Here is an 18,777-nt window from a genome sequence, read left to right on the forward strand (position 1 = left end):
AAATTTGGTAACCTTCTATCTCGGTACTTCAACGGATTGTACAATCATTTCGATAACATTTTCGGTAGTCATGCCTTCCATTTCACGTTCTGGAGTTAAAATAAGACGATGATTAAGAACAGGGTTTAATGCTCTTTTTACATCTTCTGGGATTACAAAATCGCGCCCATTAATTGCAGCAAAGGCCTTTGCTGTATTTAGTATAGAAATTGAAGCTCTTGGAGAACCACCAAGGTATAGATGCGGATGATTCCTTGTTTTAGAAACAATCTCAGCGATATATTGTATAATTTTTGGTTCTACAATTATAGCTTGTGTTTTTGTTTTATAATCTGCCAGTGACTTAGTATCTAAAACGGTATTAATTAATGTTTGTGGTGCTTCTCCTTTTCGTTCGTGATGCGATGCTATAATTTGTACTTCGTCTTCAAGAGATGGATAATCTACTTTAATTTTAAATATAAAACGATCTAACTGGGCTTCTGGTAAAGCGTAAGTGCCTTCTTGTTCAATAGGATTTTGCGTGGCTAAAACCATAAAAGGAGCTTCAAATTTATAGGTTGTTCCATCTATAGTAGCTTGTCGTTCTTCCATGGTTTCAAATAGTGCAGCTTGTGTTTTAGCAGGCGCTCTATTAATTTCATCAATAAGCACAATGTTAGAAAAAATGGGACCTTTTTTAAATTCAAATTCTGAGTTTTTCATATTTAAAATCGATGTTCCTAAAACATCACTCGGCATTAAATCTGGCGTAAATTGAATACGACTAAAATCGGTTTTTAAAACTTTAGCAAATAATTTAGCAGTTACCGTTTTAGCAATACCAGGAACACCTTCTATAATAACATGACCATCTGCTAATAAGGCAACGATAAGCAATTCTACAAATTGATCTTGACCTACTATGACCTTTTTTAATTCTGCTTTAATCTCATCAACTGCATTTTTTAAAGCTTCTAACGGAATTCTATTATCAAAATTTAAATCGTTATCTATGTTTTCGTTTTCCATTGGTTATGGGATTTAAAATGTTCTATTTTTTTATTTAAGTGTTCAAGTTCTTTAGAGGTCAACGTATTTTTATGTTGAATCTCGTTAATAAACTTGAATAAATCTTTTGTATCTTCAATGCTATTACTACTTCTGGCAGCTAAGTTTTTTATAAATGTATCATCAACATTTGAGGTTTGAAGATGTACAGTGTTTCTTATATATTCTAAAAAATGTTGAATTTTATGGTGTGAAATATCCTTATGTTTTCCTGTTTCGTAATACATATCAGATATGGTGCGTGTAAACTCTAAAGTCTGATTTTTTAAAGGTTTTACAATAGGTATTGCACGCTGTTTTCGTTTACCTTCAAAAATAATATAAATTACAGCTCCTATTAAAACTAGGTAATAGGCCCATTTTAAAGACTTAGTATTTAAAAACAAATACATTGGAGAGGTATAAAATGTCTTCCCTGTTTTATAATGTGCATCAATATATAATGGTTTACTAAAGTCTATGTAAGACATTAAATCAGCAGTATAATTCTGGTTTGGGTTATTTAGAATAAAATAATTAGTAAACGCCTGTGGAAATGTGCTTAATATAATCTGTCCTTTACCAAAAGGTTGTTTTACGATGTTAACTAATGAATCTTGAATTTTCTCTTCGTCAGATTGATATTTGTCTATTAATCCAACCACTTTTGTATTAAGAGAATCTATTTTATTAAAATGATAGAAGGTACTAGCTCTATCAAATTTATAAGTCGATGTATTATCTAAATTGTTATTGATTAATTGTACTTGATATTCGTTATTAAAATTATTCAGAGTACTAATTGCTCTAGTACTAAGATGCAATGTGTCTAACAATTTTTCTTCAAAATTAATTGAGGAGACTATAAGTGTATTGCCATTGGCAGTCCAATCTAAAAGTGTGTTTAGCTCTTGTTTACCAAATTGCACGCCATTGTTAAAAAAGAAATAAGTGCCACCTATATCGTTTTGCCTTAAGTATTCAAAAGGAGGTCGATCTATACGAGTAATTTCATCTGACAAACGAGATAGTTGTTCATTAAAAACATACGCACCAAAAGGAATCTTATGATGTAAAGTATAAGAAGGAAACCAATTAACAGGCTTTGGTTTTAATACTTCAGCTATAACTATAGAGATAATAACTAATGAAGCTAAAGCAATATAAATTTTACCTTTCTTAGTCATTTGTTATGCTATTATGTAGTGATACAAAAGGTAATTTTAAGGTTTCAAATTTAATAGCATCTACTTTAAATTCTCCATACCAAACGTAATCGTATATTCTTGTAATATTTTTAAAATCGAATTGTAAAGAGCCTTCATTTAATTCTTTAATATAATCTTCATTAGTTTTTTGTGGTTGCCATTCTATACGTTCATTATCTGTTAAATATTTAAGTGATAGTAAGTAATAATACCGAATGGCTAATCTGTAGTTTTTAGCGTTTATAGCTTCTTGTATTAAAGACGGAATATCTTCATTACGTATAATTTCTTCTTCCTCAGAAAATGAAATGGTTGCTTTATTTTTTTGAGCGGCTATTAAACGGTTAGAGTTTACTTTTAAGAAAAAACGAATGAGTAGGAAAACAAGAATACCTAAAAGGATATATGGGAGAATTCTTAATACAAAGAAAAGAAATCCACCGGCGCTACCGACTCCAAAAATAGCTTCCCAGAATTTAGTAAGGATATTATTTAGCCATCTCATAAAACGATCGTAAAGAGAATCTCCTCCTACATTTTCTTCATAATTAAAATCACTATCATCTAAATATGGTTTTAAATCATCTTCAGTTATGGTTTGTCTTTCTATAACGGTATCATCAACAGTATGATGCTCTGTTTGTTGAGCAATACTTAATTGACCAATGCATAAAATAAATAATAAGAAACGTTTTAGAGGCATCTATTTTTCTATATGTTCACCAATGTTACTAATACGTTCATAAGTTCCAGTAAAGTTTCGTTTTTCATTTAGGTGAAAGTAGACCACAGCACCACCAATGACAAGTATAAAATTTAATAAAAATTGGAACAAGGTATTCAATACATTAAGTAGGATATATATAGGATCTACAAAACCGGTCATGTTAGCAGGGTCAATCTCTCCAGAAAAGATTCCCATTTTTGCATATAAATAAATAATTGTAGGTATAGAAACAACCATGCTTAAGGCATAGAAAATAAGACCTAAAACGATAAATGTTCCTAAGGCAGTCCAAAAATCCTCGTTGACTAAATAAAAACTATGACTATAAGCATCAGTAGCAGAACGACGTGTTTCAAAAACATAGATGCTTAATACAATGGCCATAGGCACCATAGCATAAAAAACAGGTAAAATACATAACACTAAAGCAAAGCCTAGTGTAATTCCTTTTAAAATACCTAAACCCAAAAATCCCCAAAAGGTTTTATATACTTTTCGTTTTACATCAGCTATATTAACATTACCCTTATTATCAATGTAAGATTTTAAATAATGCAGAGCAGTTGAACCCGCCAATATGTATGCAGCAACGAAAGAAACAAGGTAAACTAATGCTACAAATAATATTATTAAAGGATTAAAATTGTTTGTTGGGTTATCACCATATATATCAAAGTTAAAAATATCACCAACTACATATGTATATAATGCCATAGCAGCGATAAATAATATAATTGCAGGGCCAGCGATATTAAATATAGCTTTCATAAAAGGCTTAAACTCATTTCTGAGAAAGCCAAAAGTTACTGAAAGTATAGCTCCAAAATCGCGTTGCTGTTTAAATTCTATGTAGGGTTTATTCATGTAGTTGTTAATTGGTTTAAGTGAATATATTCGGGTGTTTCAGCTATATCTTTTTTAGAACGTTTATATAATATTCTTGGATATATTACATAGTAATATACTATAATAGCTAATGAAGTGATAATAATAAAAAGGGCTAACCAATCTGGCATTTCTGTATGTCTTGTTACAAAGCCTTCTAAAAATCCTGCAATAATAAAAAACGGAATGGTACTAATTACAATTTTTAATCCGTTTTTTACACCACGTAAAAAAGCATCTAATCGAGGTAAAGTCCCAGGAAAAAGAAGACCGTTCCCCAATACTAAACCAGCACAAGCAGCGATAATAATAACAGAAATTTCTATGGTGCCATGTATCCATATGGTTCTAGCAGATTCCCAAAGTAATCCTTTTTCATAGAAGAAATACTGAAAACTTCCAAGCATAATACCATTTTGCATCATAATAAATAAAGAGCCAATACCAAACATAATACCGTATCCAAAAGCCATTAATCCTACTTTAATATTATTTAGAGTAATGCCGAGAAACATATTAAATTCACTTTGTTGTTTATATACAGCCATAGGATCTCCTTTCTCAATGTTCTCTAGTGTCATATTTACATAACCATCACCAAGAAAAGCTCTTACAAAATCACCTTCGTTAGCTGCAGAAAAAGCTCCGACAGAAACAAAAAGAGCAAAGGTTAAAAAAGCAATCAGTAATTCGCGTTGATGTTGAAAAAACATCAATGGAAATTCCGTCTTAAAAAATGAGATTAGCCTGTTTTTAGGTTCTTTTTTAGTTTTATAAATAAATTGATGCGCCTTAGAAGCCAACTGATTAAGGTAGCGTTCAGTATTACTACCAGTGTAAAATGTTTTAGCATAACTAAGATGATCGGTGACTTCTATGTAAATATCAGAAAGTAAATCTGGATCAACAATGGTTTTATTTGATAGAACATTTTCAAATTCTAACCATTTATCTTTATTTTGCTTCACAAAAGCAGCCTCACGCATATACCAATATCTTTAGGTACTCAAAGAAAAGAAAATATGAATGAATTTCAAATAGAAACAGCCCAAAATATAGGGATTAATCAAAACGTAGCACATATAGGCGATCGCCTTATTGGTTACATCATTGATTCAATTGTTATTTTTTGTTATGGAATATCTGTTTTCCTTTTGTTAGGAGCTTTAGATTTAGATTTTGGGGATACTTGGGCTATTTATTTATTAATGACTTTGCCTGCTTTTTTATATTATGTTTTATTAGAAACATTTTGGAATGGAAAAACTATAGGTAAACATATCCGTAAAATTCGTGTTGTAAAATTAGATGGCTCTAAACCTGGCTTTGCTAATTATTTTATACGTTGGCTTTTAAGAATTGTTGATGTAGCTATTACATCTGGCGGATGTGCTGTTTTAACTATTTTAATTAAAGGCAATGGGCAGCGTTTAGGAGATATGGCAGCAGGAACTACAGTGATTAGTGAGCGCGAAAAAATATCAATCGCAGATACTATTATACAAGATATACCTTTAGATTATAAACCAACATATAGTCAAGTAACCATGTTGAATGATAGCGATGTACAGACGATTAAATCGTTGTATAATGATGCGGTAAGAAAAGGGAACCATAATGTTATTCTTAACATTAGTGTACGTTTAGAAAAGATAATGCAAATTGAAGCTAAAGAAAGTCCTGTAGATTTTATAAATAAGGTGATAAAAGATTACAATTACTATACGCAAAGCATGTAAGTTGATAAGCACTTATCCTAGGCGAAGTCCAAGGATATATAAATCTTAAATATAAGTTAGACGTTGTAAAAACAAAAAAGCTATCATTTTATGATAGCTTTTAAATTATGATGTATTGTTGTTTTAATTTTTACGTAAAAAAGTATTCACTTCAATTGCAACATCTTCCCAAGTTTTACTAACGCCATCCGGACCTTTATGTAAATCAAAACATACTTTATTTAAAGCCTCTAATGCGCCAAGTGCATTCCAATCTTTAAGCTGCATAGTGCCTTTCATGGTTACACGTCTTTCATCACTAATACTTACCTGTAATGGTAAATCAGTTGTAACACCATTCATAGTAATAGTTGCCGAATAATCTTCGTTTTCATACTTAATAGTACCTCTTAAAATACTAGGATCTATCATAGACCCAAAGAAAGATGTTTTCAATTTAGCATCTCTGCTTTCGTCTTTGGTAAACAAGCTACTAACAGGGATTGAAAATTGTAAACCGTTTAAAGCTTCATGAGGAGTAGCACCTGATTTATTATCAAAATTTAAGGTAATAAACTCACCACCTACAGGTTTCTTTTCTGTAGTTTTATAAGCCGTCCATTTTACTGAAGTAGCTTCTGGTTTAACAACAAAATTTTCTGTGCTAGCAACCTTAGTTGCAGCTTCAGTTTCAGATTCTTTTTTATCACTTTTACAAGAGACCGCAAAAGCTAGAGTTAATGCTAAAGCAAATAGTTTTAGGTTTTTCATCAGTGTTTTTTTTGTAAAGATAAAGACATAATTGTGTTTCTGCAATTTACAATTTTTATTTGCAAAAAATAAGTTATTAATGTATTACAATTTCAATAAACTTAATATCCAATATCCTTATCTTGCATAAGATTTAATCTATAAATTAGTAGATAACATATAAAAATAGATGCTTGGTTAAACATTCAAAATATATAATTATAGGTGCCGGTTTATCTGGGTTAACAACAGCGTATCAATTATTAAAAAAGGGTGAAAGTGACATTTTAATTTTAGAAGGAAGAGACAGAATAGGAGGGAGAATACTAACACAAAATCATATAGATTTTGGTCCAGCTTGGTATCAGCCTACGCATCAAAATCTTCAACAGTTATTAAAAGATTTAGATGTAGGAAAGTTTACTCAATATTCAAAAGGAAAAAGTGTGTTAGTTTATAATACCATGGCAAATGCACATTTTTTTGAAACTGACCAAACACAACCATCAGCATATAGAATTGCTGGCGGTTCTTATACTATAATTAAGAAATTAGCAAATTTAGTACAAGATAGAATTAGATTAAATACTAGAGTTACTGGATTTAAAGCTAATGAAAAATACATTTCAGTTTTAACAGAAAGAGATACCTTTTCCGCAGAGAAAGTTGTGGTAACTCTGCCACCTAAATTAGCAACTGAATTAAAATATACGCCACAATTGCCAGAAACCTTATTGTGGACTATGGAAAGTACGCAGACTTGGATGAGTAACGCTATTAAAGTTGGCATTTCTTATAAACGTCCATTTTGGCGGGAAAACAAATTTTCTGGAACTATAATTGGGCAAATTGGTCCTGTAATGGAAATATACGACCATACTAATGCTAATGAAACTGCATTTAGTTTAATGGGATTTGTTAATGAAAGTTTACGAAGTTATTCTGCTGAGGATCGAAAAGAACGTATTCTATCTTATTTAGAAACCTATTTAGGAAAAACAGTAAGAGATTATATATCTTATAAAGAAAAAGATTGGTCACAAGATGTTTTTACTAACGGTACAGATCTAAAATCAACATATTTATCTCCAAAATATGGGAATGAAGCTTTTAGTTCGTTTTATATGGGTGATAAACTTTTGTTTTCTGGTACAGAAACTTCACCGCAGTTTGGTGGTTATTTAGAAGGAGCTGTTATCAGCGGAATTATTGCAGCAAATAAATTATAATCATTCATCTACTGCATATTCATCGCCATAATATTTACTGGTAATACCAGTATGAAATTTTATCGCAGAAATAGGCTTGTATTTTACAGGTTTTAATCCTGGTAAAACATCCAAAATTTCATCTTCCCATAAATATACTGCCATTGGTATGGTAATTCTCGGTTTATTGTGTAAACGTGGCTCTTTAGGTTTACTTACGCGATGTGTTGTAGAAGGCAAGCGATCGTTGGTAATGCGTTGCATATAATCGCCAGTGTTTAAGATAATTGTTCCAGGTTCAGGGTTTAATCGAATCCATTTTCCATTAGCACGATTATAGACTTGTAAACCATCTACACTTTGTGCGGGTAATATGGTAAATAAATCCACATCTTCATGGCCAAGCATTCTGCCAGCACCAGAAGCATCATCTTCTTTAGAAATTGCTGGGTAATAATTTAATCGAAATCCAAAATTGGTATTCGTTAGTTTTTTATCATACAGATGTGGGTCGCAATTTAAATGTCGAAGTACACTTTGCATAATTGGTAATATAAGCTTCTCGTGAGATTGAACAATTTCTCTAAATATAGGTTCGTAATTGGGTTCTGGCCAAAAATTAGATTCCTTATAATTTTCAATATCTGGAAGATTAAACGCACGACGACAAAATACCCAACCTTCAACCAAATCGGGATGTATTTGTGTGGTTTCTTTTATTGGGAAATAACCTTGATTAACCGACCCGTACCGTGTAGCTTCATATTGCATTCGTTTTTCTAATGGAATCGTTTCAAATAATTTCGCAATTTTTTCTTCAGCTTTAGTATATAAATTGGTGTCTATACCATGACCCGACAATACCGCAAAACCAATTTCTTCAAGTGCACTTCCTAGTTTTTTTGCAAATGCTACTTTTCCTGCTTCACCATCATTAAAGAATTCAGACATGTCACAGGTCTGTATCACAAAATCATTATCAAACTCATCTACAGTTTTATTTTCAACTAGGTTATATTCATGTGCTTTATTAACACCTTCGTATTTGTTAAATTGCTGATTTACTGCATTGATTCCTTCTTCTTTTTTTGCCATGTTAGTTAAATATTATCTTTTAAAAATACGTAGAAATTTAAAATCTAAGTTATGCTATTATAAATATAACCTATAAGCACTACCAAAAGTGTGCCTGGAACGATCCATCTCAACCAAAATACAATGGCGTTGGTAAAACCATTCGATTTATTTTTAAAAAGTAGTTTTGTATAGTTTCCTTTTTTAGATCCCCACCACATACCAATTACGGCTAGCATACTTCCAAACACTTGCATTCCTGAGCCAAAGATGAGATCTAAAACACCAATAATTTCAGGATAAAATGCACTAGGCATTGCTAAAATAGCTTGTAAAATTCCAAACGCAATGAGTAGTTTTCTTGTTGGAATTTTATTTCGAACCACACTAATTATAGGCACTTGAAAAGCCGCAATTAGCGATAAAAATGCAACTAAACTTAGTGCGATTAAAAACAGTGAACCTATCCAACGTCCTGCTGGTAGGGTTGAAAACAATTCTGGTAGAGTATTGAATATAAGTGATGGACCTGCGTTCATTTGCATGCCTAATACTAAAATACTAGGAACCAAAAATAAACTAACTAATAACGATGAACCTAAATCGCCTAAACTTGTAAGTATAGCTATACGCGGAATGTCTTTTTCTTTTTCAATGAAGGCCGAATAAACGATTACAAAAGTTCCGCCAAGACCAATTGAAAAGAAGGCTTGTCCTAAAGCAGCAAAAACTTCAGTAGAACCAATAGCATCAAAGTTAGGTGTTAAAAACTGTTTTACATTTGTTAATGCATCGGGAAGTAACCACGCGTGTATGATTAAATACAAGATGACCAAAAGGAAAAATGGCATAATGATTTTTGATATCCTTTCAATGCCTTTTTTTAAGCCTTTATCAATTACAAATAACGAAATTACTATGAGTAATAATGTAATACCATATTGTAGTGTACTATTGCCTAGTAGTTCTTGATGTTGTGCAGTAGTGCTATTCGAAAATCCTTTTACAATAGAAAACCCAGTACTAAAAAATACATTCGCAACAACTACTGCATAGTAAGATCCTGCGATGGTAACCACACCAACAAATAAATAGCCTAATGCTTTACCAAAGCGATTTCCAAATAAAGACTCATAAGCAGTTAAGGTACCTTCGCCTGTTTTTTTACCTAAAGCCATTTCGGTGAGTAATGCAGGGAATGCTAAAACTAAAGTAAATCCTAAATAGAGTAATAAAAAAGCGCTTCCACCATAATTCCCCATCATATAAGGAAAGCGCCATACGTTACCTAAGCCTACAGCAACACCGACCATAGTTAATATAGCTCCCAATTGTGATGAATACTTGTTTTTAGAAGAGCTCATCAAGAAGTAGTCGTTTTAAAATTTCCAGGTAAAGTGACTTCTAATAGTTCTAAATTTGATGAACATTGTAGCATTTTATAATTTAAATGTGGTGGAATAACATAAGCGTCACCTCGGTTTAAGGCGTGCGTTTCATAGTTTTCTGCAACCAGTTGCATATTGCCTTCCATTACAAAAGTGAACAAAATATCGGTGTCATGATTTGTATACCGTTGTTCGATAGCTGAGTTTAAAACACGAATGACGTTTACAGACGCTTTTTGCTTTGTAGCTTCATTAATACCAGTGTCACGATGCTCAAAACCAGAAATTCGCCAAGGTTTCCAAATGGCTTCAGCTGCTTTATGATGGCAAAAACGCTGCCCTTGAAACTCTCTATTAGGATTATAAATACCATTAGGTAGTTCCATATCGTGATCTATAGTCGTCATATGATCTGAAGGCACACCAATTTCGATGACTTCTAAATTATCGGAAGCTTCTAAAACACGATGTCTTATCTCAGGAGGTTGTGTGACACAATCACCAGCATTTAAGATAAAAGGCTCGCCTTGGTCTTCGTATACCAATTTCACCCAGCCTTTATAACAAAATATAAGTTGAAACCCTATGGTATGATAGTGGACTACATCAGGTACAGGACCACCATTGGGAATATTAATATGTGACGCAATAATACTTCCTCCTAAACGATCTGGAATAAGATCGCGATACAACATACCAGCTCTACCAATAACCCAAGGATCACTATTAGTAAGTTTTCTAACTTCAAATCTGTGTTGTGTATCTGGTGTTTGTAGTGCGTATGTTTTTGGTAAAATTTTAATTACTGTTCCATTTGGCGCAGTAAGTTCTTTATCAGAGAACTGTTCTGGCGTATCTGTTAAAAGGTGTAATGTAGGGGAATTACAATCTGCATATTTATCTAAACGGATTTGTATTCCATGGCCAGACATAATTGCTACCGCAGGATCATCTGATGGAAAAATTTGATTGAGTTGAAACCCTAGACTTGTAAAATAATCCATGTCTTTGGTCAACTCTTGACTAGATAATACCAGTTGGGCTTGCGTTTGGTTTTGGTTGCTCACAGTTTATTTTAAATCGAAGATACAAAAAACGCCCTGAATAGTCAGAGCGTTTTTGTTTAGAATAGGTTTAATATTTAATCAATACCAAAGGTTTTGGTTTCTTTAAAAGGATCTGTTTTAATTCCTTTCATAGATTCTTGGTAGGTTTTCCATTTGTCGTTAAAGAACGTATTGGTTTCACCTAAAAGTGCATTTAGTGCGTCTTTAGCATGCTTAATTAAAGTAGTTTCTGTAGAGGTTAATCCTGTTTGACTATTACGCACATAGCCAGATGCTAAACCTAAGCGTTGCATTGGAGTAACTTCAGGGTTTCTAGTGATACCTTGACGTCTATCTATTTTACCAACATATTTATCTATTAAGCTATCTATAGCTTTTACAATAGTTTTAGAATCTTTAATTTGTTCTTTATAAGCTTTCTTATCTAACTTAGATAGATCACTTTGATATTTGCTAGCAATATTTTTACTTTCTATAAGTTGCTTAACAGCATCTGCAGCAGTTTGAGACATTTTCTCTAATTCTTTGGATGTTGCATAAACTTCGTCAATATTCTTTTGAGAGACATTAAGACGAGGATCGGAAGCTACAGTAACCGTAGTTTCTGATGTTTGATCTCCATAATGTAAAACAGCTCTATAATTTCCTGGTTTTACAGAAACACCACTTGGCTCAAAACGACGAGTTCTTATACGACGTGATGGACGATCTCCACCAGCTTCATCCATAAACCATGTCCATTTATGGACACCGTTTTCTTTTGGAGCTTTACGTTTTAGAGTTCTAATTAAACGTGAACCATCATATAATTTAAGCGTTAAAGAATCCCATTTTACTTTAGCTTCACTTTTTTCAGCATCATCTTCTGTATTGTCGTCTTTTTTAGTATCTGCTTTAGATTTCTTTGGCTGATCTTTTTTATTAAATACATAAGAAAAAATAGCTCCGCTTGGTCTGTTTTCTCCTTGGTATAAGGCGTCAGCACCAAAACGACTACCAGTTGGTTGTATGTATGCAGCTTGGTAAGCTGTTGGAGGATCAAATAAATTAATACGTGATGCCATTACAGATTTATTTTTAGCCATAGCACGTAGTGGTCTAATATCATCTAAAACCCATGCAGCTCTACCAAATGTTCCAATCACTAAATCGTGTTCACGTGGGTGAATTACTAAATCTTTTACAGATGTTGTTGGGAAACCTTCTGTCCATTTCGTCCATTTTCCTCCAGCGTTTAAGGATACATATAAGCCGTCGTCAGTTCCTAAAAACATTAAATTAGGCTCTTCAATATCTTCTACAATAGCTAATGTATAGCTTTGTACGTCATTAGCATCAACGATACGAGTCCATGTTTTTCCATAATCACGTGTTCTATAAGCATAAGGCGTATAGTTAAAACGTCTATAATCATTAGCAATTAAAAGTGCTTCACCTTTATTTTTATTAGATGCTTTAATTTGTGCTATCCAACTTCCTGTGGGTAGACCTTTAATATTTTTAGATACATCTGTCCAAGTATTACCTCCATTAGTGGTATAATGTACACGTCCATCATCAGAACCAACCCAAATCATATCTCTTTCTACAGGCGATGGTTCTATAACTAATAATGTGGTATGGTTTTCTGCTCCAGTAGCATCCATAGTTAATCCACCACTTTCAGCTTGTTTTTGTTTTTCAGGATCGTTAGTCGTTAAATCTGGTGAGATCACAGTCCATGTTTCTCCTTTATCCGTTGATTTATGAACAAATTGACTACCAAAGTATACGGTAGAATTGTTAAATGGATCTTGCCCAATAGCGGCATTCCAGTTAAAACGTAAACGCACGTCTGGATCTGGATGTGTTGGTCTTATGCCATAGCTATTACCAGTTTCAGAATCGTAACGACTTACATTACCTTGTTGACTCATCGCATAGCCATAACGCGAATCATCTCTGTCAGGAACCACATCAAAACCATCGCCAAAAGCAATCTCTTGCCAGTAAGAGCTACGAATACCTTGTGCTTTCCATACATATGCAGGCCCTTTCCAAGACCCATTATCTTGCATACCTCCATAAACGTTATAAGGATATTCATTATCTACACTAATATGATAAAATTGAGCTACAGGAATGTTACCTATAAAACGCCAAGTTTTACCACCATCTCTTGTAATGTTTAATCCACCATCATTACCATCAATCATAAAGTTACCATCGTTTGGATGTATCCACCACGCATGATGATCTGGATGCACTCCGTTATCTACTCCATAAGCAGGCATCAATTGTCTAAAATTACGTCCACCATCTTCAGAAACATTGACATATGTAAATACTGAGAATACACGATTTTCGTTTTGTGGATCAACGTAAATCTCAGAATAATAGAATGGGCGATTACCAATATCATTTTTATCATTAATCATTCTCCATGTAAAACCGCCATCCTCACTTTTATAGAGTGCATTCTTTTTAGCTTCTACTAAAGCATAAATAATGTTGGGTTTATTTGGTGCAATTGCAATACCAATTCTGCCTAGATTCCCTTTAGGAAAGCCTTTTTCGTCAGTAATTTTTTTCCAAGTTTCACCACCATCGTGGGTGATATGTAAACCAGAACCTTTTCCACCAGAATTAAAGAACCATGGATCGCGTTTATGCTCCCACATTGCAGCAATTAGTTTATTAGGATTTGTTGGATCCATTACCAAATCTGCAACTCCAGTTTTATTATTAGCAAATAAAATTTTCTTCCACGTTTTTCCGCCATCGGTAGTTTTAAAAACACCACGCTCAGGATGCTCACCCCAAGGAGAACCTATAGCACCAACATAAACCACATTCGGGTTGGTAGGGTCTACAATAATTCTATGAATGTGTCTGGTCTTCTCAAGTCCCATAGATTTCCATGTCTTACCACCATCTAGCGATTTATAGACGCCATAGCCACCGTTAAGTGAGTTACGTGGATTTCCTTCTCCTGTACCAACCCAAATGACACTTGGGTTAGATTGCTGAATTTCTACAGCACCGATAGAAGCGGTTAACTCTTCTTCAAAAACAGGGTCCCATTTTATACCACCAGAGGTAGATTTCCATAAGCCACCAGAAGCCGTGCCAGCATACATTACATCTGGATTATTTGTAACAACATCTATTGCTGTAACACGCCCAGACATTCCTCCAGGGCCAATACTTCTAGGTGCCATGTTTTTTACAAGGTCCATTGAAAATTCTTGTGCAGAAAGTAGCGATATGCAGAATAGCATAGCTACAGTGAAAAATTTATTCATTTTTTAAGGGTTAGTTAAGTAATGCCTAAAATTAGTAAAAACTTAACATACTATTCTTAAAGCTGTGTTAATGATATTTGATGATATAAAACTCAATTTTATTGAGAATTAATTAAGTCAAGAATTTGTTTTTCTTTTATAATGGTTTCTTCCTCTTTGATAGATAAATTTACAGTCTGTTTTGATCCTTTAGAGAAAAAAGAATTAGTGTCATTAGAACTAAAAAGTGATTCTATATGGGGCATAAATCCACAGCATAATAAAGGTTTATCTTTCCAGTAATCATTATTGTATTGATTGAGTTTTTCAGAGGCAATAAAGAGGTTTCTATTTGAGAAAAAATTATTATCTATGTCAAACCTAGTATTTACATCCGAAAATGTAAGTAGTCCTTTTTGATAAATGGTATTTTTATTACTATAAGAATGATCTATACCATAGGCTATTTTTTTATAATAAATGAATTCTTCAATAGTATTGTAGTCTATTTTAAATATAACATCCCAACCTTCAGAACTTAATTCTTGACCCCTCCTAAAGAGTGCGGTAGTTTTTACAATATTAAAATTCTTTTTTTTGACTATGATCTGTCCATTAATGGAATTAAAATCCCTCCCTATAATTTTTATATTATCTTCTTTAGAATAATAATTTATGACATAACAATCTTCATTATTTATAGTGGTTACCTCTTCTAATTGAAAATTAAAAAGTTTATTGCCTTTTTTACTCAGAGGATGCCTTAATTCAAAGAACCTGAAGATACCTTTAAATGCATTTGAAAATAAAATCATTCCTAAATGACTTATATCCTTCTCATTATTACCGGTAGCTAAATTTTCTTTTGTTCGTCTTACTTGTTTTGGGATTAGAACAGGGTGACTCCATACGTCTTTATTTTTACCTAATAATATCATGTCTCCATCAATTTCAATAAATGATGAGAGCGAATCATTAAAGTTGAGAAATTGCTTAAAATTAGTTTTAGTTAAATAAGGATCTTCTTTAAAGTTATTTTCAAAAGCTTTTACACTATTTTTTAAAATTTCTTTTATATATATCGGTTTTGAAGCCACTAATAAAACTTCTTCAAGCTCATAAGGTTTTCGTTCAAGTAACACTATAGGTTTGTCCTTAAGTTTAATAGAGTCAACTGTTTTACTTTTATATCCATTTTGTATAAAAGTTATCTTATTAGGTATTTGGAGAGTTTCTTTTATTAAAAAGATACCATTTCCATTTGTATAACCTATTATTTCATTATTTGAAACTAATGTTACGTATGGAATAGGATCTTTAGTCTCTGATTCTATTACTTTGATTGATAATGGAGTCGTCTGAGCAGATAGAGATAACCCAAAAAGGAAAGATAGTGCAAGGATATATTTTTTTAAAATTGTAGTGTTTAGCGACATAATAATTATAGTTGAAAATAAATCTAGAAAATATATTTATTTATAAGTCTTAATGTGTTGTTAAGTTATTTAAAAACTATCTTTTAAATAAAAATTATAGTATTTTTATATGGCAATGAAAGAAAAATATAATAAATCGGGCTTTGTATTCAAAACCTACGAAGCTCCATATCAATCTCCTTTTGATAAACTTTTTGAAATTTTTAAAGAGCTAATTACTTATACTTCTGGTGATTTTGATGAAGCTATAGATTGGCTACGTCAATTAGATAAAGAGTATAACTTAACTACTCCTGAATATACTATTGAAGATTTCATTGAAGATTTAAAAAATAAAGGGTATATCCGTGAAGAGATAGATCCTAATGGCACTGGAGAAGGAGATATAACCATAACAGCAAAAACAGAGCGTGCTATACGTCAACAAGCTTTAGATCATATTTTTGGTAAAATAAAGCGTAGTGGTTCTGGGAATCATAAAAGTAAGGGAGTTGGTCTGGGAGATGAACATACAGGTGATTTTAGAGCTTACCAATTTGGGGATGCTTTAGATAAAGTATCTATGACCGAAAGCTTACGCAATGCACAAATTAACCATGGGGTTGGTGATTTTAATTTAACGGAAGACGATTTGGTTGTAGAAGAAACACTACATAAAAGCCAAATGAGTACGGTGTTAATGATAGATATTAGCCATAGTATGATTCTTTATGGTGAAGACCGAATTACACCTGCTAAAAAAGTAGCTATGGCATTAGCAGAATTAATCACCACACGTTACCCAAAAGACACTTTAGAAATTTTAGTATTTGGCAATGATGCATGGCCGATTAAGATTAAAGATTTACCTTATTTGAAAGTAGGTCCTTATCATACCAATACGGTTGCAGGTTTGCGTTTAGCGATGGATATGTTGCGCAGAAAGCGAAATACCAACAAACAGATTTTTATGATTACAGATGGTAAACCAAGTTGTCTGCGTTTACCTGATGGTCAATATTATAAAAACAGTAATGGTTTAGATCCTTACATAACTAATAAATGTTACGCCATGGCGCAACAAGCGAGACGTTTGCACATCCCAATTACTACATTTATGATTGCAGAAGATCCGTATTTAATGCGATTTATTAGAGAGTTTACACAAGCTAATAGAGGCAAAGCGTTTTATACAGGATTGAAAGGTTTGGGTGAAATGATTTTTGAAGATTACGAAAACAATAGAAAAAAAAGTATTAAAGGATAAAAGCCCCATCTAACTTCCCCAAAGGGGAAGAACCTATAATAAAAACATTAAAAAAGAAAACACTAAAACAATTCTCTTTCCTATGGAAAGGGCTAGGGAAAGGCATATGAAACATATAAAAACATTAGGAGAATTAAAACAATCGGGTTATCAATCGAAGTCTATAAAAGATGAATTGAGAGATAACTTGATTGAAAACATTAAGAATAAAGTAGTAACGTTTAAAGGGATTCACGGGTATGAAAATACAGTGATACCAGAATTAGAACGTGCGATTTTGTCAAGACATAATATTAATCTTTTAGGATTACGAGGACAAGCTAAAACACGTTTAGCGAGAATGATGGTGAACTTGTTAGATGAATATATTCCTGTGGTTGAAGGTTCAGAAATTAATGACGATCCATTACAACCTATTTCAAGATATGCAACGGAATTAATTGCAGAAAAAGGAGATGATACTCCAATAATATGGTTGCATAGAGATGATCGTTTTGCTGAAAAATTAGCAACACCAGATGTTACTGTAGCTGATATTATTGGTGATGTAGACCCTATAAAAGCTGCGAATTTAAAATTGAGTTATGCCGATGATCGCGTGATTCATTACGGCATGATTCCACGAGCTAACCGCTGCATCTTTGTAATTAACGAATTGCCAGATTTACAAGCTCGAATTCAAGTAGCATTATTTAATATTTTGCAAGAAGGTGATATACAAATCAGAGGATTCAAATTACGATTACCAATGGATATGCAGTTTGTATTTACGGCTAATCCTGAAGATTATACCAATAGAGGAAGTATTGTGACACCTTTAAAGGATAGAATAGGTTCTCAGATTTTAACGCATTATCCAGATAATATTGATACGGCTAGAAGTATAACATCTCAAGAAGCGAAGCTAGATTTACGTCAATCTAAATCTGTTTACATACCAGACTTGGCAAAAGATGTGTTAGAGCAGATTAGTTTTGAAGCTAGAGAAAGTGAATACGTCGATGTAAAGAGTGGAATAAGTGCGCGTATGAGTATTACAGCTTATGAAAATTTATTAAGTACAGCGGAACGCCGTGCTTTAATTTCTGGTGATGAAAATACATCAGTGCGTTTATCGGACTTTACAGGAATCATACCCGCAATTACAGGTAAAGTAGAATTAGTATATGAAGGAGAACAAGAAGGAGCCGACTTTGTAGCAAATGCATTAATGAATGAAGCCATTAAAACATTGTTTCCAAAATACTTCCCAAAAATTGAAAAACTAGAAAAACAAGATCAAGAAACACCTTATGATGATTTAATCTCATGGTTTTTTAATGGAGATGGATTTGAGTTGTTAGATGATCTTAGTGATGAGGATTATAAAGCAAAACTAGATGAAGTTACACCTTTAGACACTTTAATTGCAGATTATCAACCCGATATTGATCAGCATGATGTCTATTTTGAAAAAGAGTTTATTCTTTGGGGTTTAGTACAATTTAAAAAACTTAGTAAGTATCGCTACTCTAAAGGTTTAAAATTTCAAGATCCATATGGTAGTTATATAAGTGGGTTATAATTGTAAAAGAAAGACTATGTTGGCCCCATACCATCTCTAAAAATAATAGCTAAACTTATAAGATATAATCGATAAGAGGTAATTATAGATAATACTAACCCAATTAAAAGTCTATATATTTTCTTTTGCTTGCTTATTTTCCACACGATAGGAAATATAACTAAAGGAGTCAAAAAGGCTAAAAACCATAATATTTGTCCAAGTATATCCATAT

Annotated in this window: 16 protein-coding genes; 4 read left to right on the plus strand and 12 right to left on the minus strand. The window is 32.6% G+C overall.

The genetic code is table 11. From position 1 onward, the window contains the following. Positions 1 to 15 precede the first annotated feature (15 nt). From K8Z87_RS10270 to K8Z87_RS10290, 5 genes are read right to left on the minus strand one after another with little or no spacing between them, the layout of a single operon-like run. Positions 16 to 1,011 (minus strand): AAA family ATPase, encoded by a 996-nt coding sequence (locus K8Z87_RS10270; RefSeq protein ID WP_227477472.1) that lies wholly within the window; start codon positions 1,009 to 1,011, stop codon positions 16 to 18. Then, the gene (locus K8Z87_RS10275; protein ID WP_227477473.1) at positions 993 to 2,216 is read right to left on the minus strand and encodes a DUF4350 domain-containing protein; all 1,224 of its coding nucleotides are present in this window, start codon (positions 2,214 to 2,216) and stop codon (positions 993 to 995) included. Before K8Z87_RS10275 ends, K8Z87_RS10270 begins: the two co-directional genes overlap by 19 nt. Next, positions 2,209 to 2,940, minus strand: coding sequence for a DUF4129 domain-containing protein (locus K8Z87_RS10280; RefSeq protein WP_227477474.1), 732 nt, complete (start codon positions 2,938 to 2,940; stop codon positions 2,209 to 2,211). Before K8Z87_RS10280 ends, K8Z87_RS10275 begins: the two co-directional genes overlap by 8 nt. Next, on the minus strand, positions 2,941 to 3,828 hold the full coding sequence (locus tag K8Z87_RS10285; protein ID WP_227477475.1) for a hypothetical protein: 888 nt from the start codon (positions 3,826 to 3,828) through the stop codon (positions 2,941 to 2,943). It lies immediately after the preceding gene. Further along, positions 3,825 to 4,835: a stage II sporulation protein M gene (locus K8Z87_RS10290; RefSeq protein ID WP_227477476.1), complete on the minus strand. Its 1,011-nt coding sequence runs from the start codon at positions 4,833 to 4,835 to the stop codon at positions 3,825 to 3,827. The genes K8Z87_RS10285 and K8Z87_RS10290 overlap by 4 nt, the downstream gene beginning before the upstream one ends. Positions 4,836 to 4,871: 36 nt before the next feature. On the opposite strand from K8Z87_RS10290, the gene K8Z87_RS10295 reads away from it, so the two are divergent. Continuing rightward, the gene (locus K8Z87_RS10295; RefSeq protein WP_227477477.1) at positions 4,872 to 5,588 is read left to right on the plus strand and encodes an RDD family protein; all 717 of its coding nucleotides are present in this window, start codon (positions 4,872 to 4,874) and stop codon (positions 5,586 to 5,588) included. Between the two features lie 123 nt (positions 5,589 to 5,711). Here the strand turns inward: K8Z87_RS10295 and K8Z87_RS10300 are convergent, their stop codons facing one another. Continuing rightward, the gene (locus tag K8Z87_RS10300) at positions 5,712 to 6,338 is read right to left on the minus strand and encodes a YceI family protein (RefSeq protein ID WP_227477478.1); all 627 of its coding nucleotides are present in this window, start codon (positions 6,336 to 6,338) and stop codon (positions 5,712 to 5,714) included. A 173-nt stretch (positions 6,339 to 6,511) separates the two neighbouring features. On the opposite strand from K8Z87_RS10300, the gene K8Z87_RS10305 reads away from it, so the two are divergent. Then, positions 6,512 to 7,546 carry a flavin monoamine oxidase family protein gene (locus K8Z87_RS10305; RefSeq protein ID WP_227477479.1) on the plus strand — a complete coding sequence of 345 codons (1,035 nt, stop codon included), beginning with the start codon at positions 6,512 to 6,514 and terminating at the stop codon, positions 7,544 to 7,546. Here the strand turns inward: K8Z87_RS10305 and K8Z87_RS10310 are convergent, their stop codons facing one another. The 5 genes from K8Z87_RS10310 to K8Z87_RS10330 form a co-directional block, all read right to left on the minus strand. Continuing rightward, positions 7,547 to 8,620 (minus strand): 2OG-Fe(II) oxygenase family protein, encoded by a 1,074-nt coding sequence (locus tag K8Z87_RS10310; protein ID WP_227477480.1) that lies wholly within the window; start codon positions 8,618 to 8,620, stop codon positions 7,547 to 7,549. Between the two features lie 44 nt (positions 8,621 to 8,664). Then, entirely contained in the window at positions 8,665 to 9,963 is a 1,299-nt protein-coding gene (locus tag K8Z87_RS10315; RefSeq protein ID WP_227477481.1) for a sodium-dependent transporter, read from the minus strand. After that, positions 9,963 to 11,054, minus strand: coding sequence for a cupin domain-containing protein (locus K8Z87_RS10320; RefSeq protein ID WP_227477482.1), 1,092 nt, complete (start codon positions 11,052 to 11,054; stop codon positions 9,963 to 9,965). Before K8Z87_RS10320 ends, K8Z87_RS10315 begins: the two co-directional genes overlap by 1 nt. 74 nt (positions 11,055 to 11,128) lie before the next feature. Next, positions 11,129 to 14,338 (minus strand): WD40/YVTN/BNR-like repeat-containing protein, encoded by a 3,210-nt coding sequence (locus tag K8Z87_RS10325; protein WP_227477483.1) that lies wholly within the window; start codon positions 14,336 to 14,338, stop codon positions 11,129 to 11,131. A 98-nt stretch (positions 14,339 to 14,436) separates the two neighbouring features. Continuing rightward, positions 14,437 to 15,753 (minus strand): carboxypeptidase-like regulatory domain-containing protein, encoded by a 1,317-nt coding sequence (locus K8Z87_RS10330; protein ID WP_227477484.1) that lies wholly within the window; start codon positions 15,751 to 15,753, stop codon positions 14,437 to 14,439. Between the two features lie 115 nt (positions 15,754 to 15,868). Between K8Z87_RS10330 and K8Z87_RS10335 the strand changes: the two genes are divergently transcribed. Beyond that, positions 15,869 to 16,999 (plus strand): vWA domain-containing protein, encoded by a 1,131-nt coding sequence (locus K8Z87_RS10335; RefSeq protein ID WP_227477497.1) that lies wholly within the window; start codon positions 15,869 to 15,871, stop codon positions 16,997 to 16,999. Positions 17,000 to 17,105: 106 nt separating this feature from the next. Continuing rightward, a complete protein-coding gene (locus K8Z87_RS10340; RefSeq protein WP_227477485.1) occupies positions 17,106 to 18,563 on the plus strand; it encodes a MoxR family ATPase in 1,458 nt (485 codons plus the stop codon). Between the two features lie 14 nt (positions 18,564 to 18,577). Here the strand turns inward: K8Z87_RS10340 and K8Z87_RS10345 are convergent, their stop codons facing one another. Next, on the minus strand, positions 18,578 to 18,775 hold the full coding sequence (locus tag K8Z87_RS10345) for a hypothetical protein (protein ID WP_227477486.1): 198 nt from the start codon (positions 18,773 to 18,775) through the stop codon (positions 18,578 to 18,580). Positions 18,776 to 18,777 lie beyond the last annotated feature (2 nt).

The organism is Winogradskyella immobilis (genome assembly GCF_021887715.1).
Taxonomy (GTDB): Bacteria; Bacteroidota; Bacteroidia; order Flavobacteriales; family Flavobacteriaceae; genus Winogradskyella; species Winogradskyella immobilis.